This is a genomic window from Mesorhizobium sp. B2-4-18 (assembly GCF_006441385.1).
GTDB classification, from domain to species: domain Bacteria; phylum Pseudomonadota; class Alphaproteobacteria; order Rhizobiales; family Rhizobiaceae; genus Mesorhizobium; species Mesorhizobium australicum.
Genome location: NZ_VFUW01000002.1, coordinates 499,524 through 525,511, shown reverse-complemented (window position 1 = coordinate 525,511; position 25,988 = coordinate 499,524). Strand labels below are relative to the sequence as shown.

General features: G+C 62.7%; 24 protein-coding genes. 17 read left to right on the top strand and 7 right to left on the bottom strand.

The features are described 5' to 3' along the window. Positions 1–30: 30 nt before the first annotated feature. The 4 genes from hflK to FJ527_RS06070 all read left to right on the top strand — a co-directional run bounded on the left by hflK (position 31) and on the right by FJ527_RS06070 (position 3,956). Positions 31–1,146, top strand: coding sequence for an FtsH protease activity modulator HflK (gene hflK, locus FJ527_RS06085; RefSeq protein WP_015317275.1), 1,116 nt, complete (start codon positions 31–33; stop codon positions 1,144–1,146). Beyond that, a complete protein-coding gene (locus tag FJ527_RS06080; RefSeq protein ID WP_140822191.1) occupies positions 1,146–2,099 on the top strand; it encodes a protease modulator HflC in 954 nt (317 codons plus the stop codon). The genes hflK and FJ527_RS06080 overlap by 1 nt, the downstream gene beginning before the upstream one ends. A 6-nt stretch (positions 2,100–2,105) precedes the next feature. Further along, positions 2,106–2,294: a DUF2065 domain-containing protein gene (locus FJ527_RS06075; RefSeq protein ID WP_015317277.1), complete on the top strand. Its 189-nt coding sequence runs from the start codon at positions 2,106–2,108 to the stop codon at positions 2,292–2,294. Between the two features lie 144 nt (positions 2,295–2,438). Beyond that, positions 2,439–3,956, top strand: coding sequence for a DegQ family serine endoprotease (locus FJ527_RS06070; RefSeq protein WP_140615723.1), 1,518 nt, complete (start codon positions 2,439–2,441; stop codon positions 3,954–3,956). 41 nt (positions 3,957–3,997) lie between these two features. Here FJ527_RS06070 and FJ527_RS06065 read toward each other — a convergent pair whose 3' ends face one another. Together FJ527_RS06065 and serB are read right to left on the bottom strand one after the other, a co-directional pair. Continuing rightward, a complete protein-coding gene (locus FJ527_RS06065) occupies positions 3,998–4,570 on the bottom strand; it encodes a GNAT family N-acetyltransferase (protein ID WP_140714668.1) in 573 nt (190 codons plus the stop codon). After that, positions 4,567–5,454: a phosphoserine phosphatase SerB gene (serB, locus tag FJ527_RS06060; RefSeq protein WP_140822189.1), complete on the bottom strand. Its 888-nt coding sequence runs from the start codon at positions 5,452–5,454 to the stop codon at positions 4,567–4,569. Before serB ends, FJ527_RS06065 begins: the two co-directional genes overlap by 4 nt. Between serB and miaA the strand changes: the two genes are divergently transcribed. After that, on the top strand, positions 5,444–6,409 hold the full coding sequence (gene miaA / locus FJ527_RS06055; protein ID WP_140822187.1) for a tRNA (adenosine(37)-N6)-dimethylallyltransferase MiaA: 966 nt from the start codon (positions 5,444–5,446) through the stop codon (positions 6,407–6,409). The genes serB and miaA overlap by 11 nt on opposite strands. Before the next feature lie 105 nt (positions 6,410–6,514). Beyond that, positions 6,515–7,309, top strand: coding sequence for a GGDEF domain-containing protein (locus tag FJ527_RS06050; protein ID WP_041163809.1), 795 nt, complete (start codon positions 6,515–6,517; stop codon positions 7,307–7,309). Positions 7,310–7,562: 253 nt separating this feature from the next. Here FJ527_RS06050 and FJ527_RS06045 read toward each other — a convergent pair whose 3' ends face one another. Continuing rightward, entirely contained in the window at positions 7,563–9,395 is a 1,833-nt protein-coding gene (locus tag FJ527_RS06045) for an ATP-binding protein (protein WP_140822185.1), read from the bottom strand. Positions 9,396–9,549: 154 nt separating this feature from the next. On the opposite strand from FJ527_RS06045, the gene FJ527_RS06040 reads away from it, so the two are divergent. Genes FJ527_RS06040 through FJ527_RS06030 form a run of 3 tightly spaced genes read left to right on the top strand, consistent with a single transcriptional unit; the run spans position 9,550 to position 10,999 of the window. After that, entirely contained in the window at positions 9,550–10,113 is a 564-nt protein-coding gene (locus tag FJ527_RS06040) for an XRE family transcriptional regulator (protein WP_140822183.1), read from the top strand. Between the two features lie 4 nt (positions 10,114–10,117). Further along, positions 10,118–10,426, top strand: a complete 309-nt coding sequence (locus FJ527_RS06035; protein ID WP_015317285.1) for a hypothetical protein — start codon at positions 10,118–10,120, stop codon at positions 10,424–10,426. Positions 10,427–10,468: 42 nt separating this feature from the next. Next, positions 10,469–10,999, top strand: a complete 531-nt coding sequence (locus tag FJ527_RS06030) for a GNAT family N-acetyltransferase (RefSeq protein WP_140822181.1) — start codon at positions 10,469–10,471, stop codon at positions 10,997–10,999. 10 nt (positions 11,000–11,009) lie between these two features. Here the strand turns inward: FJ527_RS06030 and FJ527_RS06025 are convergent, their stop codons facing one another. Further along, positions 11,010–11,891: a LysR family transcriptional regulator gene (locus FJ527_RS06025; protein ID WP_140822411.1), complete on the bottom strand. Its 882-nt coding sequence runs from the start codon at positions 11,889–11,891 to the stop codon at positions 11,010–11,012. Positions 11,892–12,009: 118 nt separating this feature from the next. Here FJ527_RS06025 and FJ527_RS06020 point away from each other — a divergent pair, with 118 nt between their 5' ends. The 3 genes from FJ527_RS06020 to FJ527_RS06010 are packed head-to-tail and all read left to right on the top strand — an operon-like array spanning position 12,010 to position 13,965. Further along, a complete protein-coding gene (locus tag FJ527_RS06020; RefSeq protein WP_140822179.1) occupies positions 12,010–13,161 on the top strand; it encodes a gamma-butyrobetaine dioxygenase in 1,152 nt (383 codons plus the stop codon). Continuing rightward, on the top strand, positions 13,158–13,742 hold the full coding sequence (locus FJ527_RS06015; RefSeq protein ID WP_140822177.1) for an HD domain-containing protein: 585 nt from the start codon (positions 13,158–13,160) through the stop codon (positions 13,740–13,742). Before FJ527_RS06020 ends, FJ527_RS06015 begins: the two co-directional genes overlap by 4 nt. A gap of 28 nt (positions 13,743–13,770) precedes the next feature. Next, complete coding sequence (locus tag FJ527_RS06010) at positions 13,771–13,965, top strand: hypothetical protein (protein ID WP_140660965.1); 195 nt, start codon at positions 13,771–13,773, stop codon at positions 13,963–13,965. On the opposite strand, the gene FJ527_RS06005 is transcribed toward FJ527_RS06010, so the two are convergent. Beyond that, positions 13,953–15,761: an NAD(P)/FAD-dependent oxidoreductase gene (locus FJ527_RS06005; protein ID WP_140822175.1), complete on the bottom strand. Its 1,809-nt coding sequence runs from the start codon at positions 15,759–15,761 to the stop codon at positions 13,953–13,955. The genes FJ527_RS06010 and FJ527_RS06005 overlap by 13 nt on opposite strands. Before the next feature lie 445 nt (positions 15,762–16,206). Between FJ527_RS06005 and FJ527_RS05995 the strand changes: the two genes are divergently transcribed. The 3 genes from FJ527_RS05995 to FJ527_RS05985 all read left to right on the top strand — a co-directional run bounded on the left by FJ527_RS05995 (position 16,207) and on the right by FJ527_RS05985 (position 19,371). Beyond that, positions 16,207–18,003, top strand: a complete 1,797-nt coding sequence (locus tag FJ527_RS05995; RefSeq protein WP_140822173.1) for an acetolactate synthase 3 large subunit — start codon at positions 16,207–16,209, stop codon at positions 18,001–18,003. Between the two features lie 78 nt (positions 18,004–18,081). Beyond that, positions 18,082–18,657: an acetolactate synthase small subunit gene (ilvN, locus tag FJ527_RS05990; RefSeq protein WP_013894763.1), complete on the top strand. Its 576-nt coding sequence runs from the start codon at positions 18,082–18,084 to the stop codon at positions 18,655–18,657. A gap of 117 nt (positions 18,658–18,774) precedes the next feature. Beyond that, positions 18,775–19,371, top strand: coding sequence for a LysE family translocator (locus tag FJ527_RS05985; RefSeq protein WP_140822171.1), 597 nt, complete (start codon positions 18,775–18,777; stop codon positions 19,369–19,371). A 27-nt stretch (positions 19,372–19,398) separates the two neighbouring features. Here FJ527_RS05985 and FJ527_RS05980 read toward each other — a convergent pair whose 3' ends face one another. Together FJ527_RS05980 and FJ527_RS05975 are read right to left on the bottom strand one after the other, a co-directional pair. Beyond that, complete coding sequence (locus FJ527_RS05980; RefSeq protein WP_140822169.1) at positions 19,399–19,920, bottom strand: hypothetical protein; 522 nt, start codon at positions 19,918–19,920, stop codon at positions 19,399–19,401. 1 nt (position 19,921) lies between these two features. Beyond that, positions 19,922–20,827 (bottom strand): hypothetical protein, encoded by a 906-nt coding sequence (locus FJ527_RS05975; protein WP_140822168.1) that lies wholly within the window; start codon positions 20,825–20,827, stop codon positions 19,922–19,924. 669 nt (positions 20,828–21,496) lie between these two features. Between FJ527_RS05975 and FJ527_RS05970 the strand changes: the two genes are divergently transcribed. Both FJ527_RS05970 and FJ527_RS05965 read left to right on the top strand, forming a co-directional pair. Then, on the top strand, positions 21,497–22,774 hold the full coding sequence (locus tag FJ527_RS05970; protein ID WP_140822166.1) for an efflux RND transporter periplasmic adaptor subunit: 1,278 nt from the start codon (positions 21,497–21,499) through the stop codon (positions 22,772–22,774). Beyond that, on the top strand, positions 22,771–25,932 hold the full coding sequence (locus FJ527_RS05965) for an efflux RND transporter permease subunit (protein WP_140660968.1): 3,162 nt from the start codon (positions 22,771–22,773) through the stop codon (positions 25,930–25,932). Before FJ527_RS05970 ends, FJ527_RS05965 begins: the two co-directional genes overlap by 4 nt. The last annotated feature ends 56 nt before the right edge of the window (positions 25,933–25,988 follow it).

Here is a 25,988-nt window from a genome sequence, read left to right as displayed (position 1 = left end):
CTTGAGGGAATTCCAAGCGAAAGGACATTCATGCCCTGGAACGACAAAGGTGGCGGAGGCGGCGGCCCGTGGGGTGGCGGCGGTAACAATCAGGGACCCTGGGGGCAGGGACCGAAGGGGCCAAGCGGCCCGCAGGGGTCGCCTCCCGACCTCGAGGACATCATTCGCCGTGGCCAGGATCGGCTGCGGCGCGCGCTGCCCGGCGGCGGTGGCGCCAGTCCGGCGGTGTTCGGCCTGATCGCCGCGGTGCTGGTTGTTCTGTGGGCCTTCCAGGCGGTCTACACCGTGCAGCCCGACGAGGTCGCGGTCGAACTGCGCTTCGGCAAGCCGAAGGCCGAGCTTTCCCAGCCAGGCCTGCATTTCCACTGGTGGCCCCTCGAGACCGTCGAGACGGCGAAGATTTCAGAGCAGCTTGTCGACATTGGCGGCGGCAATACCAGCGGCAACGGGCTGATGCTCTCGGGCGACCAGAATATCGTCAATGTGCAGTTTTCGGTGGCCTACCAGGTCTCCGATCCCCGCGCTTACCTGTTCGACGTCTCCGACCCGGACGGCATGCTGCGGCAGGTTGCCGAGAGCGCCATGCGCGAAGCCGTCGGCCGCCGGCCGGCGCAGGACATTTTCCGCGACGATCGCCAGGGCATCGCGGCCTCGGTGCGCGAGATCATCCAGACGACGCTGGACGGCTACAAGGCCGGTCTCAACGTCAACGCCGTCTCCATCGAGGATGCGGCACCGCCACGCGAGGTGGCAGATGCGTTCGACGAGGTGCAGCGCGCCGAGCAGGACGAGGACAAGTTCGTCGAGCAGGCCAATCAGTATTCCAACCAGAAGCTCGGCCAGGCACGCGGCGAGGCGGCCCAGGTCCGCGAAGACGCGGCCGCCTACAAAAACCGTGTGGTGCAGGAAGCCGAAGGTGAGGCGCAGCGCTTCATCTCGGTCTACGACGAATATGCCAAAGCCCCCGATGTCACGCGCAAACGCCTTTATCTGGAAACCATGGAGAGGGTTCTGAAGGACTCGAGCAAGGTCATCGTCGAGCAGAACAACGGACAGGGTGTCTTGCCTTATCTGCCGCTGCCCGCATTGCAGCCGAAACCGCCAGCACCGGCCGCGCCCGCCGCGAACACGGGAGGTACCAAGTGATGGCCAACCGTGTTCCCATCTTCGTCGCCGTGGCGGCGGTCGTCCTGTTCCTGATCTATTCCTCGGTCTTCGTGGTCAATGCGCGCCAGCAGGCGCTGGTGCTCCGCTTCGGTGAGATCGTCGACGTCAAGAGCGAGCCCGGTATCTACTTCAAGGCGCCGTTCTCGTTCTTCGACGCCGATACGGTGCAACTGATCGAAAACAGGGTGCTGCGCTTCGACCTCGACAACATCCGCGTCCAGGTCTCGGGCGGCAAATTCTATGAGGTCGATGCCTTCATCGCCTATCGCATCTCGGATCCGCGCGTCTTCCGGGCCGCCGTGTCCGGTCAGATTGAACTGGCCGAAGCGCGGCTCAGGACGCGTCTCGACGCTGCCCTGCGCCGCGTCTACGGTCTGCGCGATTTCGAGGCCGCGCTTTCCGAAGAGCGTGCCGTGATGATGCGCGAAGTGCGCGATCAGCTCAGGCCCGACGCCACGTCGCTCGGCTTGCAGATCGAGGATGTTCGCATCCGCCGCACCGACCTGACGGCCGAAGTTTCACAGCAGACCTACGACCGCATGAAGGCGGAACGCCTGGCGGAGGCCGCGCGGCTGCGGGCACGCGGCAACGAAGCGGCACAGCGCATCACGGCGCGCGCCGATCGTGAAGTGGTCGAGATCGTTGCCGAAGCGCAGAAGGAGTCCGAGATCCTGCGCGGTGAGGGCGAGGCGCAGCGCAGCGCCACCTTCGCCGATGCCTACAAGCGCGATCCCGCCTTCTTCGACTTCTACCGGTCGATGAATGCCTATGGCACCGCGCTGGACAACACCGGGACGACCATGGTGCTGTCGCCGAGTTCGGAGTTCTTCCGCTACTTCCGCGATCCCGACGGCAAGGAAGGACCGGCGAAACCGACGGCGCCGGCTGCGGCACCTGCCGCGCCGACGACACAACCCAGCACCGGCCAGTAACGGCCGGTGCAGGATTTCTTCGCGGCGATAGGCCTGGTCCTCGTCATAGAGGGCCTGGTCTATGGCGGCTTTCCCCGCCTTGCGAAGAAGCTCGCGGGCGAAGTGCTGTCGATGCCGGAGAATGCGTTGCGGATCGGCGGGCTGGCGGCGATCGCCATTGGTGTTGGCGTCGTCTGGCTGGTGCGGGGCGTGTAGAGGCGGCGGTTTGCGGAATAACGCTCGATTTACACTCCACCGATAGTCATAGCCGCAAACGTGCCGTATTTCTTGCCATCATGGCGCGACACGGCGTTTTCGTCGAAGCGCTTTTCTCTTTTAGAAATGCCGGGAGGCTTCTCGATGACATCCAACACCCTTTTGGACGCCGCTCGACGGACATTGGTCGCCGGCGCGGCAGCGCTGGTCCTGGGCGCCGTCGCCGTTCCGTCCTTCGTGGCCCCGACATTCGCCGCCGACGGACCGGCCTCGGTCGCCGACCTGGCGCAAGGCGTGCTTGGCGCGGTGGTCAATATCTCGACATCACAAACGGTGAAGGGCACGGAAGGGCCGGGCGCGGTGCCGATGCCGCAACTGCCCGAAGGCTCGCCGTTCCAGGATTTCTTCGACGATTTCTTCAAGAACCGCGGTGGCGAAAAGGATGGCGGCTCGCAGAAGGTGCAGTCGCTCGGTTCGGGTTTCGTCATCGACGCCGAACAAGGCATCGTCGTCACCAACAACCACGTGATCGCCGATGCCGACGACATCGAGGTCAATTTCTCCGATGGCGTGACCTTGAAAGCGACGCTGGTCGGCACCGACACCAAGACCGACGTCGCGGTGCTGAAGGTCGATCCGAAAGGTCACAAGCTGACAGCGGTGAAATTCGGCGATTCCACCAAGATGCGCGTCGGCGACTGGGTGATGGCGGTCGGCAATCCGTTCGGCCTCGGCGGCACGGTCACGGTCGGCATCGTCTCGGCGCGCAACCGCGACATCAATTCAGGCCCCTATGACGACTTCATCCAGACCGACGCCGCGATCAACCGCGGCAATTCGGGCGGACCGCTGTTCAACAGCGCCGGTGAGGTCATCGGCATGAACACGGCGATCATTTCGCCGTCCGGCGGTTCGATCGGCATCGGCTTCTCCATTCCCTCGCAGCTCGCCTCTGGCGTCGTCGAGCAGTTGCGCCAATATGGCGAGACGCGGCGCGGCTGGCTCGGCGTGCGCATCCAGCCGGTGACGGACGACATCGCGGAAAGCCTCGGCATGGCGACCGCCAAGGGCGCGCTGGTGGCCGGCGTCATCAAGGGCGGACCAGTCGACAACGGCACCATCCAGGCCGGCGACGTCATCATCAAGTTCGACGGCAAGGACATCCATGAAATGCGCGACCTGCCGCGCGTCGTCGCCGAAAGCCCGGTGGGCAAGGCCGTCGACGTGTTGATCGTGCGCAAGGGTGTCGAGCAGACGGTGAAGGTGACGCTCGGCCGGCTCGAGGATGGCGAGAAGCTGGCCAGCGGCGAGAATGGCAATACCGACCAGGACAAGGGCGCTGACAAGGCTCCGGCCGTCTCGACCGCCTCGGTGCTTGGCATGACGGTCGGTGAACTCAACGACGAGACGCGCAAGAAGTTCAGCATCGCCGGCGATGTCTCCGGCGTCGTCATCACCGACGTGGCCAAGGACTCCGCCGCCGCGGAACGCGGTATCCAGCCTGGCGAGGTGATCACCGAGATCGCGCAGGAGTCGGTCGCCACGCCCAAGGACGTCATGGACCGGATCGGCGCGCTGAAGGAGCAGGGCCGCAAGAACGCGCTCTTGATGCTGGCGTCGAAGACCGGTGAGTTGCGCTTCGTTACGATCCGGATGGATTGATCCAGTACGCCGGCAGAAATCTGATTTTGATGGAAGGGCGGTTAGAGAGCCGCCCTTTTTCTTGCCTGCCAGTCCTCGCGCGACAGCCGGTAGAGCACATGCCGCTTGAGCGCGGGATGGCTGTCCGGAATGCTGGGGTGGTCGAAATCGCTCGATGGGTCGGCGGTCATGCCGAGGCGTTTCATAACGGCGGTCGAGCGGTGGTTTTCCGCCACGGCGAAGGAAACGATCTCGTCGACGGCCAGTGTCTCGAAGCCGTAGGCCAGCCATGCCTCCGAGGCCTCGGTGACATAGCCCTTGCCCCAGAATTCGGGAGCCAACCGCCAGCCGATCTCGATTGTGTCGGCCGGCAGCGATGGCACATCATCGGTCGCGAGGAGGCCGACGAAACCGATGCATTCGCCGGTCGCGGCAATCTCGGCCGCGGCGAAGCCGTAGCCGTCCTCATCGACCCAGGCGCGGAACTCATCCATCTTGGCGTCAGCGGCGGCACGGTCGCGGCGAAACGGGAAGAACTCCATCACGCGATCATCGGAATTGATGCGATGGAACAATTCGCGGTCGCGATCCTCCCAATTGCGCAGGATCAGGCGTTCGGTGCGGATTGGCTTCATTGGACGAATTCTTCCTGCCGGTAGCCCTGCAGATAGAGCAATGCGGTGAGGTCGGCATGGTCGATCCGGACTTTTGCCTGCGCCGCGACGGTGGGCTTGGCATGCAGCGCGACACCGGTTCCGGCCAGGCGGATCATGTCGAGATCGTTGGCGCCGTCGCCGACGGCGATGGCATCGGCCGGCGTCAGGCCAAGACGTGCACAGATTTCGAGCAGCGCCTCGGCCTTGGCGGCGCGGCCGAGGATCGGCTCGCCGACCAGCCCGGTGAAGCGTCCGTCCTGGTCGAGAAGGCGGTTGGCGCGGTCTTCCTGAAAGCCAAGCATCGCAGCGATGCGCGTGGTGAAAACCTCGAAACCGCCCGAGACGAGCGCCGTCCAGGCGCCGTTGGCGCGCATGGTCTGGACCAGCGAGCGGCCGCCCGAGGCCAAGGTCAGCCGATTGGCGACGATATGGTCGACGACGGCGGCTTCGAGCCCCTTGAGCAGTGCCACACGCTCGCGCAGCGCCGGCTCGAAGGCGATCTCGCCGTTCATCGACCGTGCGGTGATCGCCGCGACATGATCCTTGACGCCGATCTCGTCGGCCAGCTCGTCGATGCACTCCTGGTCGATCATGGTCGAATCCATGTCGGCGAGAAGGATTTTCTTGCGGCGTGTTTCAGCCTGCTGGACGATCACGTCGACGGGCTCAGCGGCCAGTGCGGTACGAAGGCTCGCGGTCGTTTCATCAGCCTGCGCCGCTGGCGGCAGGGCAATGTCACAGGCAATGCCTTCGGCCAGCCATACGACAGCGCTTGCGCCCACCGACCGTGAGGCCATATTCGCAAGCGATGGCGACAGAGCGCGATCGGCGGGACGGGAAACAAGCGTGGCAATGAGCGGCATCGAGAATTCCGGCACGGATGCGGGCGAAGGCCGCGTGAAGAACGCGATCCTGATAGCCGGGCCGACCGCCAGCGGCAAGTCGGCGCTGGCGCTTGAACTGGCCGAACGCACAGGCGGCGTCATCGTCAACACTGATTCCATGCAGGGCTATGCGGTTCTCGACGTGCTGACGGCCCGGCCGCAGGCGGCCGAGCTCGCACGAGCGCCGCATTGTCTCTATGGGCATGTCCATCCCGGCACCGCCTACTCGACTGGCGCCTGGCTGCGCGACGTCATGAAAGTCATTGATGACGGGACGCTCTCGCGGCGGCCAATCTTTGTCGGTGGCACCGGCCTGTACTTTCGTGCGCTGGCGGAAGGCATTTCGGAAATGCCTGATATTCCGCAACGGATACGCGACCGCTGGCGCTACGAACTGAAGGAGCAAGGCGCGGTCAAGCTGCATGCGTTGCTGCTGCGCGAGGATTCGAGCGTCGCCATGCAGTTGAAGCCAACCGACAGCCAGCGCATCGTGCGGGCACTTGAGGTGCTCGACGCCTCCGGCCGGTCGATCCTGGACTGGCAGGCAGAGCGCGGCCTGCCGCTCATCGACAGGCCGAGCGCGCATTTCCTGGTCGTCGAGCCGGATCGGGCAGCATTGGTTGACCGCATCGAAAGGCGTTTCGACCAGATGCTGGACAAGGGCGCGCTGGAGGAAGTCAAGCAGCTTGCGGCCCTTCGTCTGGATCCAGACCTGCCGGCGATGAAGGCGATCGGGGTCCGCGAGCTCCAGGCCGCGATCTCAGGGCAGTCGAGCTTTCCCGAGGCGATCGAGCGCGCCAAGATCGCGACAAGGCAATATGCCAAGCGGCAGGCCACCTGGTTTCGCCATCAGCTGGGGCCGGAATGGCAGAGACTTCGCCCCGGTGACGCTCTCGAAACCACGATCCAAACACTTGTTGCTAATGCAACTTAAAAAGTTGCCCCTGAGGGAAGGGTTCTCGCCGAAGTTGTCGGAATTAACGCTCCGTAAGTCGGTCCCTGCGATAAGGTCATGGGGTATTTTTCCATCGGGGAGCAGATGCGTTTCCACAAAGCGGAATCCGCTTTTTTCGTCTTTATCTTCGTGATCCTGGCTGCTGGCCTGGTGACCCTGCACGCCTATGGGCAACTGCAATCCTTTGCCACGGAACTCCATACGGCCTCCGGCCTCGACAAGGTCATCTACCTCAACAAACTCCTGTTCGCGACCGGTGTACTGCTCGCCACCGCGCTGTTTTTCGGCATCTTCTTCATCTATCCGCTGATCCGCAAGCAGGCGACCGAAGAGGGCAAGTTGCGCGCCATGACGGTGTCGCTCAGCGCCCGCTCCGAAACGCTCGAGCATGCCGCCCTGACCGACGGCCTGACCGGCATGCAGAACCGGCGCTATTTCGACGACGCGCTGAAGGAATATCTCGAGGAGTTCCGGCGCATCGAAAAACCGGTCGGGCTGATGATCCTCGATCTCGACCATTTCAAGCAGGTCAACGACACGCACGGCCACGATGTCGGCGACGAGGTGCTCAAGGCTGTCGCCAGATGCCTCAAGGACATGACACGTTTCCACGATGTGGTGGCGCGCCTGGGTGGTGAGGAGTTCGCCGTGGTCACGCCCAACATGGAGGCGGCCCTTCTGGCCAAATTCGCTGAGCGCATCCGCAAGGCGATCGCCAACATGTCGATCCTCTCCGGCAACAATGTCCGGCTCAAGATCACCACCAGCGTCGGGCTTGCCGTCTGGGATCGCAAGGAAACGGCGGAGGAATTCTATCGCCGCGCCGACCGCCAGCTCTACGAAGCCAAAAGGCAAGGCCGCAACCGCGTCTGCGCCTAAGATCCCATCACTGAATTCGTGATGCTGGCCGCTTGATGCCGGCTTCTGCGCTTCCGGCCTTCGCCGGCCGAAGCACTTATGAGACGTTGCGCTTTAAGGCTGCGGCCGGCGAAGGCCGGTGCTCACGGACCAAAACACCAATCGGCTCAGCCTGACCAACTCCCTGACGGGCTTCGCCCAAGCTTTCCGACGAAGACGGGATAGGCCGCTTGCACGGATTCTCGGGACTATTCATGGAGGCGTGACGCTCAGCTCAATCGTTCTGCGGGCGCAGGCCGAAGGTGGCGGGTTTGAGGCCGTAGCGTGTGTCGAAATCTTCGTCCGACTGCACGCGCGCCGCCGCCGGCGCTTTGCGGTAGTCGGGGTCGCCCGCCTGCCGGCCGGAATCGACCACCTCGGCGAAAGCCATCGCCTGGCTCTGCGGTTTCGGCACGTTACGCAGCCGCTCCACGATCGCCACCAGGTCGACCTCGCCGGCCTTGGACGTCACGTCTTCCTCGCGCTTGGCCGTGCCTGGAAGCAGGTGAGCGGGCAGTCTTTCGAATTTCAGCCGCATGGTCGTCGCCACGCCTTCGCCGAAGGCGATCGCTTCGCGCTGGCCCATGGAGGACAGGAACGCGAGCGTGGAGGCCGAAGAGTCGGCGATCGCCGAGCGGATGATCGCCTGGTCCTGCTCGTTGGCGAGCCGCATGGCGAAGAAGGTCGAGCACTGCGAGAGAATGGTCGGGTCCAGCTCGCCGGGGCGCTGGGTGACGACGCCGAGATAGCAGCCATATTTGCGGCCTTCCTTGGCGATGCGCGACAGCGCGTGCCGGGTCGGCGCGAAGCCGAGACGCGCATCGGCGGGCATGTAGCGGTGTGCTTCCTCGCATAGGAACAACAGCTGCAGCTTGCCTTCGCTCCACAGAGCAAGGTCGAAGGCCAGACGCGCCAGCACCGAGCAGACGGAATTGACCACTTCCGACGGCATGCCGGCCATCTCGAAGCAGGTCACCGGACGGCCATGATGCGGCACGCGGAAGATGTTGCCGATCGTTTCGTGGATGGTGTCCTCGATCAGGCGCGAATTGAACATGAAGCGGTAGCGCGGATCGGCCGCCGCCGATTCGATGCGTGTCTTCAGCGATTTGAGGGTTGGACGATCGGTCTTGCTTTCGAGCATGCCCATGCGCTCGTCGATCTGCTTGAGCAGGTCGGCGATGCGGTAGGGCACCGGCGTATCGGCGGTCAGCGCATCGCTGCCGCGCCTGAGATAGGCGCCTGAACCGGGGTTGCGATAGAGATTCTTAGCGAGCGGAATGAGGTCACGAAGGGCATCGATCTCTTCCGGCACCGTTTCGCGTCCGCGAAACAGCACTTCGGCGAATTCCTCCAGCGTGAACATCCAGAACGGCAGGTCGAGCGTCTTGGAATCGACCCTGACGCAATATTCTGGCAGCGAAGCCGCGAACTCGTTGTGCGGATCGAGGATCAGGATGCGCAGGTCCGGTCGCGCCGCGATCGACTTGCGCAGCAGCAGCGACACCGCTGTCGACTTGCCGACGCCGGTCGTGCCGACAATGGCGAAGTGGCGCGCCAGCGTGTCATCGATGGCGATGTTGGCGGCGATCGCCTCGTCCTGCGCCAGCGAGCCGATGGTGATGGAATGGCGGCCGGCCAGGTCATAGACCGCCTGCAGGTCGCGGGTGCGGATGCGGTGCGCGACGGCGCCGATATGCGGATAGATGGTGATGCCGCGGTCGAAGATCGGCCTGGCCCCGGGTTCGGCGCCGTCACGGACTTCGCCGATCAGCTCGATGCTGACCTCGATGGCGTTCTTGCCGTCACTGTTCCAGGCCAGATCCGACTTGCCGATCGCGTAGACCAGGCCGACGGTTCGCGTCGTGCCAAGATTGATCGAGATCATCTTGCCGACCGTCCACAGGCCGGTGATCGCGCCGTCGGCGTCATCGGCATAGGCGCTGATGGTGGCGCGCGCACCGTCGCATTGCACGACATTGCCCAGGATGCGCTTGTCGTGCTGGTCGGCTGTGCGGCGCTCCTGCGATGTCGGTTCTCCGACCGAAGCTTCGCGTTCGACATACATGGACAGGCCAATCCCCATTTCCCTTGAGGCCGTACCCTACAGGAACGGGGTTAAGGTCGGATGAGGTCGGATGGTGTAGAGAGGATTAAGGTCCTGGTGAAAATTGCTTTGAAATGGCTCTTCACGCACTTGTCGGTTTCGTTATAATGGACGAATGGATAATATAGCGAACGACATTTCCTCGACCATCGGCAGGCGTATCCATACCGAAAGGACCATGCGGGACTGGTCGCTGGCCGAGCTCGCCGAACACTCCGGTGTTTCCAAGGCAATGCTGAGCACGATCGAGCGTGGCATGACCAGCCCGACGGCGGCACTTCTGGTGCGCATAGCGGCTGCCTTCGGCATGACGCTCTCGACCCTCATCGCACGGGCGGAATTGCAGGGTGGCGGGCTGCTGCGCGCGGCCGGCCAGCCAGTGTGGCGCGACCCCGACACAGGCTATGTCAGGCGGCATTTGTCGCCGGCCTGCGACATGCCGCTCGAACTGATCAAGGTCCATCTGCCGGCGGGCGCGAAGGTCAGCTTGCCGGCGGCTTCCTACGCCTTCATCAAGCAGCAGATCTGGCTGATCTCGGGAAAACTCGAATTCACCGAGGGTGACCAGGTGCACAGGCTCGAACCGGGCGACTGCCTGGCGCTCGGAGCGCCGTCGGATTGCACCTTTCATGCGCTGGAGCCGGGCGCCGATTATCTCGTCGCCCTGGTCAGGAGCTGACGTCATGGCACGACGGCCAAAGCGCTCCCACAATGGGGGGCCGCCTCTTGACGACTACAAGGGGCCGCCATGGGGCAAGGGCGATCCATACATCTTCCTGGCCTGGCAGGCCGCGCACGCCAATGCATGGAAGGCGCCGAGCCGCGAAGTCATGCTGATGCGGATGGACAAGGCCGAACGGCTGGGCCTGACCTATGAGGAGTACACGCTCGAGATCCTGGAGCGCGGTCGGCATCTCAAGGAAGAAGACACCGAACGCATCGGCGCCATCAAGGCCGCGCGCAAGCGGCGGCGTGTGCGCCATCTCGACTGAAGCGGCGCTGTCGACCCATCAATCGTTTCCAGAGGACCAGATATGAACGTCATAGAAATCGGGCCGTTGACCGCAAGCCGGGAAACACTCGCACAGCTGACCGATCTGCTGGTCGAAACGGCTGCCGCCGGCGGATCGGTCAGCTTCATGCATCCGCTGGCGTTGGATGTTGCCAGCGCGTTCTGGGAGACGTCGCTGGCCGCGGCGGCACGAGGGCAAAGAATGGTGCTTGGGGCATGGGACGGCGGCGCTCTGGTCGGCACCGTCACCCTGCTGCTCGACTGTCCGCCCAATCAGCCGCATCGGGCCGAGATCGCCAAGCTGATGACATCGGTCGGGCAGCGGGGCAGGGGTGTCGGGACGCGCCTGATGCGAGCCGCCGAACGCCTCGCGGCGGAGAAGGGGCGCACGCTGCTGGTTCTGGATACGGCGAGCGAAGAGGGTGCTTCGGGACTTTATGAGAAGCTCGGCTTCACCTTGGCCGGCGAAGTGCCGGACTATGCGCTGAAGCCGCATGGCGGGCTGACGGGCACGCTGATCTACTGGAAGCGCATCGGCACAGCGTCGCGGTAACGCCAGTCACTCATGCCTTCCCGGCGAGGCGCTTCAGCAGCCAATGGCGGAAATCCTGCTCGGCGCTGGTCAGGTGCGCGGTCGACGGCCTCGTCAGGAAATGCCCTGACGTGCTGGGCAGCTCAAAAACGGAAAGCCGGACCAGCGCTCCGCCGTCGAGCGCCGCGTCGATTAGGGGCCGCGACCCCAGCAGCACGCCGGCACCGGCGCTCGCCGCATGCATGGCGGCGACGAAACTGTCGAAGCGATGCGAGCGCCGGGGATGGCCGGCCAATCCGGCTGCCGCGAACCATTCGGCCCACATCTCGCGTGCGCCGGCCACCAGAAGCAGCGGCAGCGATGTCCAGTCGGCGGCACTGGCCAAGGCCGGGCTTGCCACTGGCACAAGCCGCTCGGCGGTCAGCCTCTCGGCCTCGCGTCCGGGAAAGGATCCGTTGCCGAAACGGATGTCGAGCGCCGAGCCTGGCAAATCGTAGTCGGTCGGGCGATGGATCGTCACCAGATCAAGCTGGATGCGCGGCAGCGCCTCGGCGAGGTCGGGCAGCGCCGGAACCAGCGCCAGCAGCGCAAACGAGATCGGCACCCGGAGCGAGACGGTCTGGACGGCGCGCGGTTCGAACAGTTCCGTGGTGCTGCTGCCAATGGTGGCGAAGGCCGACTGGATGTGGGGCAGGTAGGCGGCACCTTCCGGCGATAGCGCGACCCCACGCGGCAGCCGCGAGAACAGACGCGTCTTCAGCCTTTCCTCGAGCAGCCGGATGTGCTGGCTGACGGCCGCCTGGGTCAGGCCGAGTTCGGCTGCCGCCGCGGTGAAGTTCGACAGCCGTGCCGCAGCCTCGAAACTGCGCAGCCAGTCGAGTGGAGGGAGGGTAGGGACGGTTCGCCGAGCCATCATCAAATCGATGCCATTGACCAAAAAATGATAATTGGAATTATGCCTTTTGGGAGGTCAACATGCAATCCAAACCACGGCACGAACCGTGGGCAACAAGGCGGATAGGACGGATTCCATGCTCACCCACGTGCTGGTTGGCGATGAAGGCAGAACAATCGAACTTGGTTGGACAGACGGCAAGCGTACCCGCTTCCACGCCGTCTGGCTGCGCGACAACGCGCTTGACGACAAGACGCGCAGCGCCGGCAATGGCCAACGCCTGATCACCATCCTCGACATTCCGGCGAAGACGAGAATTGGCGCTGCCGCCATCAAGGCCGGAGCGCTGGAGATCAGCTTCGAGCCGGAGGGAAAAACGGTCAGCTTTCCCGCCCAATGGCTGCGTGCGAACGCCTATGATCGCGACGAGACACGCCAGCCTGGTTGGACAGGCGATGTCATCCAGCGCTGGACCAGGGCGACGATGCAGAACGCGGTGCCGCGCGCCAGCTATCCGGCGGCCTTGCATGGCCGCGGTGTCCTGCGCGAATGGCTTTCGGCGGTGAGGACTTATGGTTTTGCGGTGATGGACGGGCTGCCGGCCGAATCCGGGGCGCTGTGCAAGGTGTCCGACCTGTTCGGCTATATCAGGGAGTCCAATTACGGGCGCTGGTTCGAAGTACGCGCCGAGGTCAACCCGAACAATCTCGCCTACACCAATCTCGGCCTGCAGGCGCATACCGACAATCCCTATCGCGATCCGGTGCCGACGCTGCAGATCCTGTCCTGCATCGAGAACACGGTGGAGGGCGGTGAATCCAGCGTCGTTGACGGCTTTGCCGTCGCGGCCGCCCTTCAAGCGGAAAATCCCGAAGGTTTTCGGCTGTTGAGCTCCCATGCGGCGCGGTTCGAATATGCAGGGTCGTCCGGCGTGCGGCTGCAGGCGAAGCGCCCGATGATCGAGCTTGGACCCGACGGCGAACTGATCTGCATCCGCTTCAACAACCGTTCGCTGGCGCCGACCGTCGACGTGCCGTTCGCCGAGATGGGTGCCTATTATGCCGCCTACCGCCGCTTCGCCGAGCTGATCGAGGATCCATCCTTCGAAGTCACCTTCAAGCTCGAGCCCGGCCAGGCCTTCATCGTCGACAACACCCGCGTCATGCATGCCCGCAAGGCGTTTTCCGGCACCGGCAAGCGCTGGCTGCAGGGATGCTACGCCGACAAGGACGGCCTGTTGTCGACGCTCGCGGCGATCGAACACGGCTTCAAGGAGGCCGCGGAATGATCGGCCAGGATCTGAACGCGGACACCATCGTCGAATTCATCGCCGACATTTTTGAGCGCCGGGGCGCCGAATCCTATCTCGGCGAGCCGGTGACGATGTCCGAGCATATGCTGCAAGGGGCTTGGCTGGCGGAACAGGATGGAGCCCCCGACGTGCTGGTGGCCGCCGCGCTGCTGCATGACATCGGCCATTACACCAGCGAGTTCGGCACCTATTCGCCCGACGATGTCGAGGACAAGCACCATGACGAGGCCGGCGGCGAAGTGCTGGCACCGTTCTTCCCGCCTGTCATCGTCGAGTGCGTCCGGCTGCACGTTGCCGCCAAGCGCTATCTCTGCGCCACCGACCCGACCTATTTCTCCAGGCTGTCGCCGGCTTCGGTTCATACCTTGTCGCTGCAGGGCGGAGCGATGAGTGCCGACGAGGTGGCTGCGTTCCGCGAGAACCCGTTCCACGAGGAAGCGGTGCGGGTTCGCATCTGGGACGAGGGCGGCAAGGTCGCCAATATGCGGACGCGGGCGTTTCGCGACTATGTGCCGTTGCTGCAGCGCGTCGTGCACGACTTCGCCAATCGGCCCTGACGAGACCAATCATCAGGAGGAGACAGCCATGTGCTTCTGCTTCGACCGCGAAAGCGCGGTGGCGGCATACCGGCCCTGCCGCGAGCGTTTGGCTGACGAGGGCGTTTTCACGCCATCGCCGACCAGCCCCAGCGGCGAACTCGCCGTTGCCGCCTTGTTCGATGTCGCCGACGCGGGACAGGTTCACCGTGTCGATGCAGGAGAAGCTGACTATCCCTTGTGATGGACCTGCTGCAGCCCGTAGACTGGTGTCGGCAAGCCAACCTGCCGGGCTTTGAGCTGCAGCGCCAGATATTGCGAATAGTGGCGTGACTGATGGAGGTTGCCGCCATGGAACCACAGCGCCTCCTGCTGGGTCGGCTTCCACATGTTGCGCTGCTCGCCTTCCCAGGGGCCGGGATCCTTGGCGGTGTTGGAGCCAAGGCCCCAGACCCTGCCGACCTTGTCGGCCACCTCCTGCGAGATGAGGTCCGCCGCCCATCCGTTCATCGAGCCGTAGCCTGTGGCGTAGATCACGAGATCGGCCGGCAATTCGGTGCCATCGGCGAATTTGACGCCGGTTTGCGTCAATTCCCGCACCGCCGCACCTGGTCCGCTCTTGAGCTTGATCGAGCCGTCTATGACCAGGTCGCAGGCGCCGACATCGATGTAGTAACCCGAACCCCGGCGCAGATATTTCATGAACAGGCCTGAGCCGTCATCGCCCCAGTCGAGCAGGAAGCCGGCCTTTTCCAGGTCCGCGTAGAACTTCGCGTCGCGTTCCTTCATCTGCTGGTAAAGCGGGATCTGGAACTCGTGCAGGATGCGATAGGGCAGGGAGGCGAAGATCAGGTCGGCCTTGCGCGTCGTCATGCCGTTCTCCACCGCCTGCTCGGAATAGAGTGCGCTGAGCCCGATATCCATCAACGTGTCGGACTTGACGATATGGGTGGAGGAGCGCTGCACCATGGTGACGTCCGCGCCACCCTCCCAGAGAGCCGCGCAGATGTCGTGGGCGGAGTTGTTGGAGCCGATGACCACGACCTTCTTGCCGCGATATTTGTCGGGGCCGGGATGGGTCGAGGAATGCTGCTGCTCGCCCTTGAAGATGTCCTGGCCCTTGTATTTCGGCCAGTTCGCCTTGCCGGACATGCCGGTGGCCAGCACCAACTGCTTGGGCTTGAGGACGATCTCTTCGCCGTCGCGTTCGACCACGACGGTCCATTCCTTGGTCTTGTCGTCGTATTTCGCGGATTTAGCCGAGGTGGAGGACCAGTAGTTCAGCTCCATCACCTTCGTGTACATCTCCAGCCAGTCGCCGATCTTGTCCTTCGGGGCGAAGACCGGCCAGTTCTTGGGGAAGTCGATATAGGGCAGATGGTCGTACCAGACCGGATCGTGCAGGCAGAGCGACTTGTAGCGCTTGCGCCAGGAATCGCCGGGACGCTCGTTCTTCTCAATGATGATGGCCGATACGCCGAGCTGGCGCAGGCGCGCGCCGAGCGCAATGCCGCCCTGGCCACCGCCGATGATCACGACATAAGGCTGTTTGCCGCGGCCGAGTTCGGCGATCTCGTCATCACGCTCCTCGCGCCAGGATTTCCTGTCCTTGCCGTGACCGTGCTTGGCGCCGAGCGGCCGATTGAAACCGGCCTTCTCCTCATGGCCCCTGAGTTCGGCCATGGTGGTGAGCAAGGTCCAGATCAGGTCGCCCTTGAACCGCACCAGGCCGAAGCCGCGCGCCACCTCGGTCTCGAAGGTGATCCAGGCGGTGGTGACGCCGTCCGCCTCGGTCGCCTCCTCGCCTTCGGCCACCCTCCAGTCGCTCGGCCGGGTTCCAGCCAGGGTTGCTTTCAGCATGTCGCGGACCTGCTCCTGGCCCTCCATCGTCCTGAGATTCCAGGTGAAGGTGACGAGGTCGCGCCAGTAGCAATCCGCCTGGAAACAGTTGACCGCCGCGTCGATGTCGCCGGTCTCCAGCGCCTTGCCAAGCTTGTCGAGCAGGGCCTGCGCCTTCGTGGTGGGTGTTCTCTCGAGCATGGTTTCTCCTCCGGTTGTCGGTTTCCAAGAACGCCTGTTCAGGCTTCCACTGGAACAGCAAGCGGCCGGCCAGGACCTCCCTGCCTGGGGATGGGACTCCCATTCGCCGGCAACGCGTCTCCTCCCAGGCACGTCGTCAGCCCGGCATAGTGGTGCGTCGATGGGATGGGCTCAACTGTACTATGGTAGCGCGCGGCGGAGCCGATCTCACGGCTGAGTGAATTCGTGCGGTACCCCATTGACGACCCCGCGACTTCGCCTTTATGGTCCGCCACCATGAAAACGGCACTCATTCTCGTAGGAAGGCGCGTGGGCAAGGCGGTGTAACCGCCGGGCGAAAACCCCCCATGCGCAGACACAGGCTCCCTCGGGGGCCTTTTTTATTGCCTGAAACACGACTAAACGACCAGCAACGCCCAGTGGCGGACAGTACGGGACCAGACCGATGAGCAATGGACAGAACGAGCGGCGCGAGATGGCAGGTAGGGAAATGACCGGCGCCGAAATGGTGGTGCAGGCGCTGAAGGACAATGGCGTCAAGCATGTCTTCGGTTATCCCGGCGGCGCCGTTCTCCCGATCTATGACGAGATCTTCCAGCAGGACGAGGTCGAGCACATCCTCGTGCGGCACGAACAGGGCGCCGGCCATGCGGCAGAGGGGTATGCGCGGTCGACCGGCAAGGCCGGCGTCATGCTGGTGACATCGGGTCCCGGAGCCACCAATGCGGTGACGCCGCTGCAGGATGCGCTGATGGATTCGATCCCGCTGGTCTGCCTGACCGGTCAGGTGCCGACCTCGCTCATCGGCTCCGATGCGTTCCAGGAATGCGACACGGTCGGCATTACGCGGCCCTGCACCAAGCACAACTGGCTGGTGAAGGACGTCAACGAACTCGCCGCGACCATCCACGAGGCCTTCCATGTCGCGACGACCGGCCGTCCCGGTCCGGTCGTGGTCGACATCCCGAAGGACGTGCAGTTCGCCAAGGGCTTTTATGTGCCGCCGCAGATCGCGCCGCGCACCAGCTACCAGCCCAAGGTCCAGGGCGACCTGGAGAAGATCAAGGCGGCGGTCGAACTGATGGCCGGCGCCAGGAAACCGGTGATCTATTCTGGCGGCGGTGTCATCAATTCCGGCCCGGAAGCGAGCCATCTCTTGCGCGAACTGGTCGACCTCACCGGTTTCCCGATCACCTCGACGCTGATGGGGCTCGGCGCCTACCCGGCGTCGGGCAAGAACTGGCTCGGCATGCTCGGCATGCACGGCACCTACGAAGCCAACATGGCCATGCATGACTGCGACGTCATGCTCTGCATCGGCGCGCGCTTCGACGACCGTATCACCGGCAGGCTGAATGCGTTCTCGCCGAACTCGCGCAAGATCCACATCGATATCGATCCGTCCTCGATCAACAAGAACGTCCACACCGAAGTGCCCATCATCGGCGATGTCGGGCGGGTGCTGGAAGACATGGTGCGGCTGTGGCGGGCAACCGCCAGGGCCGACAAGAAGGCGCTCTACCCCTGGTGGGAGCAGATCGCCAAATGGCGCGGGCGCGATTCCCTCGCCTTCAAGATGAACAACGACGTGATCATGCCGCAATACGCCATCCAGCGGCTGTACGAGCTGACCAAGGACATGGACACCTACATCACCACCGAGGTCGGCCAGCACCAGATGTGGGCGGCGCAGCATTATCATTTCGAGAAGCCGAACCGCTGGATGACCTCGGGCGGGCTGGGCACGATGGGCTACGGCCTGCCTGCCGCGCTCGGCGTGCAGATCGCGCATCCCGACGCGCTGGTCGTCGACATTGCCGGCGATGCTTCGGTGCAGATGACCATGCAGGAGATGAGCGCCGCCGTGCAGCACGACGCGCCGATCAAGATCTTCATCCTCAACAACCAGTATATGGGCATGGTGCGCCAGTGGCAGCAGCTGCTGCACGGCAATCGGTTGTCGCACTCCTACACCGAAGCGATGCCCGATTTCGTCAAGCTGGCCGAGGCCTATGGCGGCCATGGCATTCGCTGCGACAAGCCAGACGAACTGGATGACGCGATCAAGGAGATGATCTCGGTCAGGAAACCGGTGCTGTTCGACTGCCGCGTGGCGACGCTCGCCAACTGCTTCCCGATGATCCCGTCTGGCAAGGCGCATAACGAGATGCTGTTGCCGGACGAGGCCACCGACGAGGTAGTGGCCAATGCAATCGACGCCAAGGGCAGGGAACTGGTGTAGACGACGGACCGGGGCAGGGCTTGTCAAGATAAGCCGTGCGGAAACAGATAGTTAGATCAAGAATTTGAGATTCATGTCATGAACGCACAGCACCTTCAACCCACCGGTTCCGCCTACTTCATCGCCAAGGAAACGGAACGGCCGGAAAACCACACGCTTTCCGTGCTGGTCGATAACGAACCGGGCGTGCTCGCCCGGGTCATCGGCCTGTTTTCCGGGCGTGGCTACAACATCGAGAGCCTGACCGTCTCGGAAACCGAGCATGAAAAACACCTGTCGCGCATCACCATCGTGACGCGCGGCACGCCGCATGTGCTGGAGCAGATCAAGCATCAGCTCGAGCGCATCGTGCCGGTGCATCGCGTGGTCGATCTCACCGTGCGTTCGCACGAGTTCGGACAGGAGCGGCCGCTGGAACGGGAACTGGCGCTGGTCAAGGTTGCCGGCACCGGCGAGGCCCGGGTCGAGGCGCTCAGGCTCGCCGACGCGTTCCGCGCCAGCGTCATCGACGCCAACACCGAGCATTTTATCTTCGAGATCACCGGCAAGGGCTCCAAGCTCGACCAGTTCATCGCCATCATGAAGCCGCTCGGCCTGGTCGAGATCTGCCGCACCGGCGTGGCAGCCATGAACCGCGGCCCGCAGGGCATGTAGGCCGACTTACCCATCTGAATTTCCAGGAGTGTAGGGACTGGCGTGACCAACGTTCGGCACTGGCCTTTGTGCACCGTCTGAAAATGACAATAGTGCTGACGTATCTGGGAGGATATCATGTCCCTCGACGCATTCCTCGCACTGCTCGTTTATGCCTTGGTGACCTCGATCACGCCGGGCCCGAACAACCTCATGCTGCTGGCCTCCGGCGTCAATTTCGGCATCGCCAGGACTGTGCCGCACATGCTGGGGATCAGCATCGGCTTTCTCGTCCTGTTGCTTGCCGTCGGCTTCGGGCTTGGGGCGGTGCTGACCGCCTTCCCCGCGCTGCACACCGGGCTTAAGATCGCCGGCGCCGTCTATCTGCTCTACCTCGCCTGGAAGATCGCCATGTCGCGCTCGCTCAGCGGCAAGGGCGAGACGGATGCGCGGCCGATGCGATTCATCGATGCCGCGGCCTTCCAGTGGGTCAACCCCAAGGCCTGGGTGATGGCGATCACCGCGATGGCCGTCTACACCAATCCCGAACGGCCATTCTTGTCCGTCATTCTGATCGGCGTGGCTTTCACCGTGGTCAATCTTCCCAGTGTCTCGGTCTGGGCCGGATTCGGAACGGCGCTACGCGGCTTCCTGTCCGACCCGGTGCGGCTGAAATGGTTCAACATTGCCATGGGCGTGCTGCTGGCGGCGACGCTTTGGCCGATGCTGCGCTAGGCATTGGCGATCATCTCAGGGCTAGAGCTATGTTTCATACTCGCGTGAAAATACGATACTGGCGCGCTTCACCACCATTAGGAGCGTGAGAAGAAAGTGTATGAACATTGCAAAGACAAATGCCGAAGCACCGCGTCCCAGGCAGCTCAGAACGAACAACGCAAGTAGTACACTAATCCAGATCACCGATAGCAAAATAAGATATGCGATGTTGTCGTTAAGCTCTCGGATCACCGTAGTTCGTGTCGCCGCGACCGCTTGGAAAGCCTTGGCTTTCTTCGGATCGTCGGGGGGAGAAAGAGGTCTAAGCGAGACGCTGTAAAGGGCAACCTGAACACTAAGCAGCAACGCGGCGAAAATCGAGAAAACTGTTACCGAAAGTTCGATAGCGTCCCTCGGCACCCTATAATTTAATACATAGAACCCAGCCCCAAGGAGTATAGGAGCGCCATAGAAGGTGGCCAAGTCGGCCCAGATTAGCCGCCCCTTGTCATCTCGAAGGGTGTTGAGATGCCATTTTATAACGGCTGTAATATTTATCTTTTGCATCTCAAGTCTTTAGGTTGCCATAGAGCTCTTCCATCAGGTCATCCACCTCTGACATTATGCTCTCGAATACTGGATGGCCGCTCTTGGCTCGCTTTACGTTCTCCGAGATGTCGATAAGACCCGCATCTATGCCCGAACCAAAGACACCAACAGTTCTCCGTTTTCGCCCCATTTTCACGTCTGCTTTTGCCCCTTCGAACTCGTGCCCATCAAATTCCACGAATCCGTCGCTGCTCTGCGACATCAGCTTCCGCAATTCGCTGTACGTGGCCAGAACGCCTCCCCTCTTCTTGGCCCTGACCGTAAGCTCGTAGTCGACCTCATCCATGGGCTTGCCCAGCATGCGGTCAGCACGATCGCTTGATTTGCGGGGTTTTATGAACGTTATTGTCTTAACTGGGGCAGTATCCAACAAAGAAGCTGCAGGTACTAGAACCTGAAAGCTCATTATGTAGCTGGGAAACCGTTCTTGAAAATCACGAACCATCGCAGCGCGAACAAAACTAACACACGATCGCCCTTGAAAAGACTGGAACGCGATGATCGCGAATTTACTGTCGCTAGGGGTCCAAATCTGGAAATATAAAGGAATCTCTTCAAGATCCGACGCTTGGCGATTGTATTTCTCTTGGCGAGTATTAACATCCTTGAGCTTACTCTCGAATCCATGAGTACCATAATTCAGATAGCCATGCGTGGCTCGGATCGAATTTGTGTCTTTTCGTTCAAAGAACCATGTCCGAGGCTCTGAGGTCTCCACTGTCGCATTAGTTCTTTTTGCGACAAAATCGTTCATGTAGTCGTTCAGATCGCATGGCTCCGAGCCAGGGCCAACAGGCAATATATCTTTCTCGCCCTTTTTTCTGACGGTGATACGGTAGAAGCGAAGCCCGATTGCAAACGGCATAAATTTCCCCCAAGGCTACTTAAGCCGATTCACTAAATTACATGAAATGGCTTCGTTAGCATGCGATTATATCCGCCCGCAAGCACGGGCATTTTGGTTCGTTGGCTGCAGAATTCGTAGTTGCTTGTTGATAACTCGCCCGGGATCAGGCGGGTGAGGTGTCAGATCGGGAGACTCCTTGGAAAAGGAAAGAAAATGCAGCAGATCAGAGAAGGTCAACTTGCGGGGCAACGTCCCGGCGCGCATTGTTCGGCCTGCGGAGAAACACGCTACGCGAGACCGCGAATCCGTTTGGATATCCCAAGGTGGAAATTTTCGGTGTTCAAGCTGTTCTAGAAATGAGGGTCTGTCTGACACTATCCAGATGAAAGCTACATCTGTAGGAGCCTCTGCTGATACTGCCAATGCGACCTAGTTGTGGTTGTGACGACACAGCTGTTGTTCAGTTCGGGCATTGCGACAGGCGCAGACAATCGCAGAACCACGCCAAGCGGGACAGGCTGCACAGCTATTGTGCAGTGCACATTAAATCTTCGTAATGCCGTGTTTTGGCCCTTTTCCGACAAACCCGCGTCCTATCTATTCGGCGAAATCGCGGCAGTGAGCCGGGAATTGCGCTAGAATACGACCACCTGGCTATGGCGTGTCGGACGGAGAGGTCTTTTGTCGATGCGTGGAAAAGTCATGCTTTCATTGCTGGCGGTCGCCTGTGTCGGCGCGGCCTGGCTCTATCTGTCGCCGGACGCGCTGAACAAGGCTCAGCAGTTCCTCGGCGCAAAGCAGGTCGCCGCGACAGACAAGCCAGCGACCGACAAGCCAGCCACCGAAAAGCCAGCGACGGGGGACAAGGCGGCGGGTGGCGGCAACGGTGCCCGTTCGGCGTCAATCGTTTCGGCGACGGCTACGACCGCGGATTTCCCGATCCGCCGCTATGCCATCGGCTTCGTCTCCTCTCCGGCCGTGGTCAACATCAATGCGCGCGTCTCCAGCCAGATCGTGTCGATCGACGTCAAGGACGGGCAGATGGTGAAGGCGGGCGACCTCCTGTTCTCGCTCGACGACCGGGCGCTGAAGGCGCAACTCGCCAAGGACCAGGCAGCGCTTGCCAAGGACCAGGCGCTGCTCGCCAGCTCGAACTCCGACCTTCAGCGCGCCAAGGACCTTGTCGCCAAGCAGGCCGGTACGCAGCAGACCTACGACCAGGCCGTTGCCGCGCAGAAGGCGGCGGCGGCGACCGTCGATGCCGACAAGGCGACGATCGACGCCGACAATGTCCAGCTTGGCTTTGCCACCATCACCGCCCCGATCGCCGGCAGGCTGGGTGCCGTGAATGTCGCCGTCGGCGACCTCGTCACCGTCAGCAACGGCAACAGCAGCACGGCGACGCCACTGGTGACCATCACCCAAATGGACCCGCTGCAGGTCAACTTCAATCTGCCGGAAAGCAACCTTGCGCTGCTTCACAAGGCGCTTGCCAATCCGCAGCAGAACGCGGTGACGTTGATCCAGAACGGCGACCCGACGCCGATCGGCAAGGGCACGCTCGATTTCGTCGATTCCAGCGTCGACACCGCATCGGGCACGATCGCGACGCGGGCAAGTATTCCGAATGCCGATCTTTCCCTTTGGCCGGGCCAGTATGTGAATGTCGTGCTCGACGCCGGCATCATGCCGCGGATGACCTCGGTTCCGACCGTGGCGGTGCAGCCCAGCCAGAAGGGGCCGTTCGTCTACGTGGTCAAGCCGGACAGCACTGTCGAGATGCGGCCGGTGCAGGTGGCGCTGACCGAAGGCGCAAACAGCGCCATCAGCCAGGGGCTGAAAAGCGGCGAGAAGGTCGTCACCGAGGGCCAGACAAGGCTGAAGAACGGCGCCGCGGTGCATGAAGGCAAGGCGGCCGCGCCGAAGGTTGCCGAGGCGACCAACGCCGGCGAGGCGGCCCAATGATCTCCGAATTCTGTATCCGCAGGCCGGTCGCCACCCTTCTGATGTCGTTCGCCCTCGTGCTGGGCGGACTGTTCGCCTACAAATTCCTGCCGGTGGCGGCACTGCCGAGCGCCGAATTCCCGGTCGTCAATGTCTCGGCCTCGCTGCCCGGCGCTTCGCCGGAAACCATGGCCACGTCGGTGGCGACGCCGCTGATCAAGCAGTTCGCGACCATCGCCGGCATCGATTCCATTTCGACCACCAACTCGCTCGGCCAGACCTCGATCGCCATCCAGTTCGTGCTCAACCGCAACATCGACGCGGCCGCCGCCGACGTCCAGGCGGCGATCGCGCGCACGCAGAAATCGCTACCGCCGCAAATGACGGCGCCGCCAAGCTACCGCAAGGTCAATCCGGCCGATGCGCCGATCCTCTTGATGTCGCTGGTCAGCGACACGGTGCCACTGACCGACCTCGATGCCTTCGCCGAAAACGTCATCTCGCCGTCGCTGTCGACCATCGACGGCGTCGCGCAGGTCTCGATCTTCGGCCAGCAGAAATACGCGGTGCGCATCCAGATCGATCCGACCGCGCTTGCCGCGCGCGGCATCTCGATCGATCAGCTGCAGGCGGCGGTCGCGTCCGCCAACAGCAACACGCCGCTCGGCGTGCTGCAGAACAACAAGCAGCAGCTCACCATCACCGCCAACACGCAGCTTACCGACGCGGCCGGTTTCTCAAACCTCATCATCGCTACCAAGAACGGCCACCCGGTGCGGCTGGGCGAGGTGACCCGTGTCGTCGATTCAGTGCAGACCACCACGACCGCAAGCTGGTATGACGGTACCCGCGCGATCATCATGGCGGTGCAGCGCCAGCCGGACGCCAACACGGTCGACGTCGTCGACAAGGTCAAGGCGATGCTGCCGTCCTTCCAGGACCAGATGCCGGCCGCAGCCCAGATCAAGCTGCTCAACGACCGCTCGAGCTCGATCCGCCAGGCGGTCGACGACGTGCAGTTCACGCTGCTTTTGACCATCGCGCTGGTGGTGATGGTGATCTTCGTGTTCCTGCGTCGCGTCACGGCGACCATCATCCCGGCCGTGGCGGTGCCGATCTCGCTGATCGCCACGCTCGGCGCGATGTTCCTGTTCGGCTTTTCCATCGACAACATATCGCTGATGGGCCTGACGCTCGCCGTCGGCCTTGTCGTCGACGATGCCATCGTGATGCTCGAAAACATCTTCCGCCATATGGAAGAGGATGGGCTGTCGGCCTTCGACGCGTCGCTGAAGGGCGCGCGCGAAATCGGTTTCACCATCATCTCGATCTCGATCTCGCTGGTGGCGGTGTTCATCCCGGTGCTTCTGATGGGTGGCGTGATCGGGCGCATCTTCAACGAGTTCGCCGTCGTGGTGACCGTCGCCATCCTGGCCTCCATGTTCGTGTCGCTGACGCTGACGCCGATGTTGTGCTCGCGGCTGCTGTCGGTGACCAAGGCCGACCGCGAGGCACATGGTGCTGGCCACAAGCGCGATTTCCTCACGCGCGGCTACGATCGGATTCTGAGCTTCTGCCTGCGGCACACCTTCCTGGTGTTCCTCGTCTTCGTCGGCACCGCGGCAGCCTCGGTGTGGCTGATCGAGGTTTCGCCGAAGGGTTTCTTCCCGCAAGAAGATATCGGCCAGATTTCGGTGACCACCATCGCGCGCCAGGACATTTCGTTCGACGCCATGGCCAAGCTGCAAGGGCAGGTGGCCAGCGTGTTCTCGAAGTCACCCTATGTCGACCATGTGGCGTGGTCGGCGGGCAGCGGTAACAATGCGCTGAACCAGGGACAGCTCTTCGTCCAGCTCAAGGGCAAGGACCAGCGTCCCGATATCGAGAAGGTGCTTGCGGATCTGCGCAAGCAACTGGCCGGCGTGGCGGGCATCGAGACCTACATGCAGCCGGTGCAGAATCTGCGGCTCGGCTCGCGCTCGTCGGCCAGTGCCTACCAGCTTGTGGTTCAGGGCCTCGATACCGGCCTGACGGATCAGTGGGCGCAGAAACTGAATGACGCGATGGCGGCCGACCACACGACCTTCACCGACGTCACCAGCGACCTGCAGAACAACGCCTTGCAGGCGACGCTGGTGGTGGACCGCGACAAGGCCGCCCAACTCGGTATCGACACCGACACGCTGCGCTCGGCGCTTTATGGCGGGTTCGGCACCGACCAGGTTTCAACGATCTTCGGCTCGGCCGACAGTTACGAAGTCATCGCCGAACTCGATCCCAAGATCGAATGGTCGCCGGAGCGGATGCTTGCCATCCAGATGCGGACGGCGAGCGGCAGCCTGGTGCCGCTCGGCGCCTTCGCCAGGGTCGACCGCACGGCCGGAGCCTTGACGGTTAACCAGCTCGGCCAGCTTCCGGCGGTGACGATCTCCTACAACCTGCCGCAGGGCGTGGCGCTGGGCGACAGTGTGAAACGCATCGACGCGCTGAAAGAGCAGATCGGCATGCCGACGGCGATCTCGACGACCTTCGCCGGCACCGCCAAGACCTTCCAGGATTCGCTTGCCAACCAGGGCCTGCTGGTCGGCGGCGCCATCCTGACCATCTATATCGTGCTCGGCATTCTGTATGAGAGCTTCATCCACCCGCTCACCATTCTGACCGGCCTGCCGTCGGCTGTGCTCGGGGCGGTTGTCGCCTTGCGCTTCGCCGGCATGGATCTGTCCGTCATCGCGGTGATCGGCATCCTGATGCTGATCGGCATCGTCAAGAAGAACGGCATCATGATGGTCGACGTCGCGCTTGAACTGCGACGAGAGGGCATGTCGGCCACCGATTCCATCCACAAAGCCTGCCTGATGCGGTTCAGGCCGATCATGATGACGACGCTGGCGGCACTGATGGGCACGTTCCCGATCGCGCTCGGCACCGGCGCCAGCGCGGAACTGCGCCAGCCGCTGGGCGTTGCCGTCGTCGGCGGCCTGCTCGCCTCGCAGGCGCTGACCCTGTTCGTGACACCGGTGATCTACGTCTACATGGAGAATTTCTCGGGCTGGCTGGTCGGACTCATGCCGAAGCGCAAGGCCGAGTTGCACCTGGTCGAAGAGGGCGACCAGCCCTCGCTGTTCGGCACCAATGACGACATCCCCGGTGAGCCGCAGAAGACCGCCGCCGAGTAGCAGGTCGCCACGCACCGAGTTCCGCTGGCCCAAGCCGTGATACTTGCGGCCGGCGG

Coding starts and splice junctions, on each gene's coding strand:
- FJ527_RS06065 (WP_140714668.1), bottom strand. CDS start 4,570: ATGAAGCCAATCCGCACCGAACGCCTGATCCTGCGCAATTGGGAGGAT.
- FJ527_RS06050 (WP_041163809.1), top strand. CDS start 6,515: ATGCGTTTCCACAAAGCGGAATCCGCTTTTTTCGTCTTTATCTTCGTG.
- FJ527_RS05995 (WP_140822173.1), top strand. CDS start 16,207: ATGAGCAATGGACAGAACGAGCGGCGCGAGATGGCAGGTAGGGAAATG.
- FJ527_RS06015 (WP_140822177.1), top strand. CDS start 13,158: ATGATCGGCCAGGATCTGAACGCGGACACCATCGTCGAATTCATCGCC.
- FJ527_RS06035 (WP_015317285.1), top strand. CDS start 10,118: ATGGCACGACGGCCAAAGCGCTCCCACAATGGGGGGCCGCCTCTTGAC.
- FJ527_RS06045 (WP_140822185.1), bottom strand. CDS start 9,395: ATGTATGTCGAACGCGAAGCTTCGGTCGGAGAACCGACATCGCAGGAG.
- FJ527_RS05965 (WP_140660968.1), top strand. CDS start 22,771: ATGATCTCCGAATTCTGTATCCGCAGGCCGGTCGCCACCCTTCTGATG.
- FJ527_RS06030 (WP_140822181.1), top strand. CDS start 10,469: ATGAACGTCATAGAAATCGGGCCGTTGACCGCAAGCCGGGAAACACTC.
- FJ527_RS05970 (WP_140822166.1), top strand. CDS start 21,497: ATGCGTGGAAAAGTCATGCTTTCATTGCTGGCGGTCGCCTGTGTCGGC.
- FJ527_RS05975 (WP_140822168.1), bottom strand. CDS start 20,827: ATGCCGTTTGCAATCGGGCTTCGCTTCTACCGTATCACCGTCAGAAAA.
- FJ527_RS06010 (WP_140660965.1), top strand. CDS start 13,771: ATGTGCTTCTGCTTCGACCGCGAAAGCGCGGTGGCGGCATACCGGCCC.
- FJ527_RS06080 (WP_140822191.1), top strand. CDS start 1,146: ATGGCCAACCGTGTTCCCATCTTCGTCGCCGTGGCGGCGGTCGTCCTG.
- FJ527_RS06005 (WP_140822175.1), bottom strand. CDS start 15,761: ATGCTCGAGAGAACACCCACCACGAAGGCGCAGGCCCTGCTCGACAAG.
- ilvN (WP_013894763.1), top strand. CDS start 18,082: ATGAACGCACAGCACCTTCAACCCACCGGTTCCGCCTACTTCATCGCC.
- FJ527_RS06020 (WP_140822179.1), top strand. CDS start 12,010: ATGCTCACCCACGTGCTGGTTGGCGATGAAGGCAGAACAATCGAACTT.
- serB (WP_140822189.1), bottom strand. CDS start 5,454: ATGCCGCTCATTGCCACGCTTGTTTCCCGTCCCGCCGATCGCGCTCTG.
- FJ527_RS06025 (WP_140822411.1), bottom strand. CDS start 11,891: ATGGCTCGGCGAACCGTCCCTACCCTCCCTCCACTCGACTGGCTGCGC.
- FJ527_RS06040 (WP_140822183.1), top strand. CDS start 9,550: ATGGATAATATAGCGAACGACATTTCCTCGACCATCGGCAGGCGTATC.
- FJ527_RS06070 (WP_140615723.1), top strand. CDS start 2,439: ATGACATCCAACACCCTTTTGGACGCCGCTCGACGGACATTGGTCGCC.
- FJ527_RS05980 (WP_140822169.1), bottom strand. CDS start 19,920: ATGCAAAAGATAAATATTACAGCCGTTATAAAATGGCATCTCAACACC.
- miaA (WP_140822187.1), top strand. CDS start 5,444: ATGAGCGGCATCGAGAATTCCGGCACGGATGCGGGCGAAGGCCGCGTG.
- hflK (WP_015317275.1), top strand. CDS start 31: ATGCCCTGGAACGACAAAGGTGGCGGAGGCGGCGGCCCGTGGGGTGGC.
- FJ527_RS05985 (WP_140822171.1), top strand. CDS start 18,775: ATGTCCCTCGACGCATTCCTCGCACTGCTCGTTTATGCCTTGGTGACC.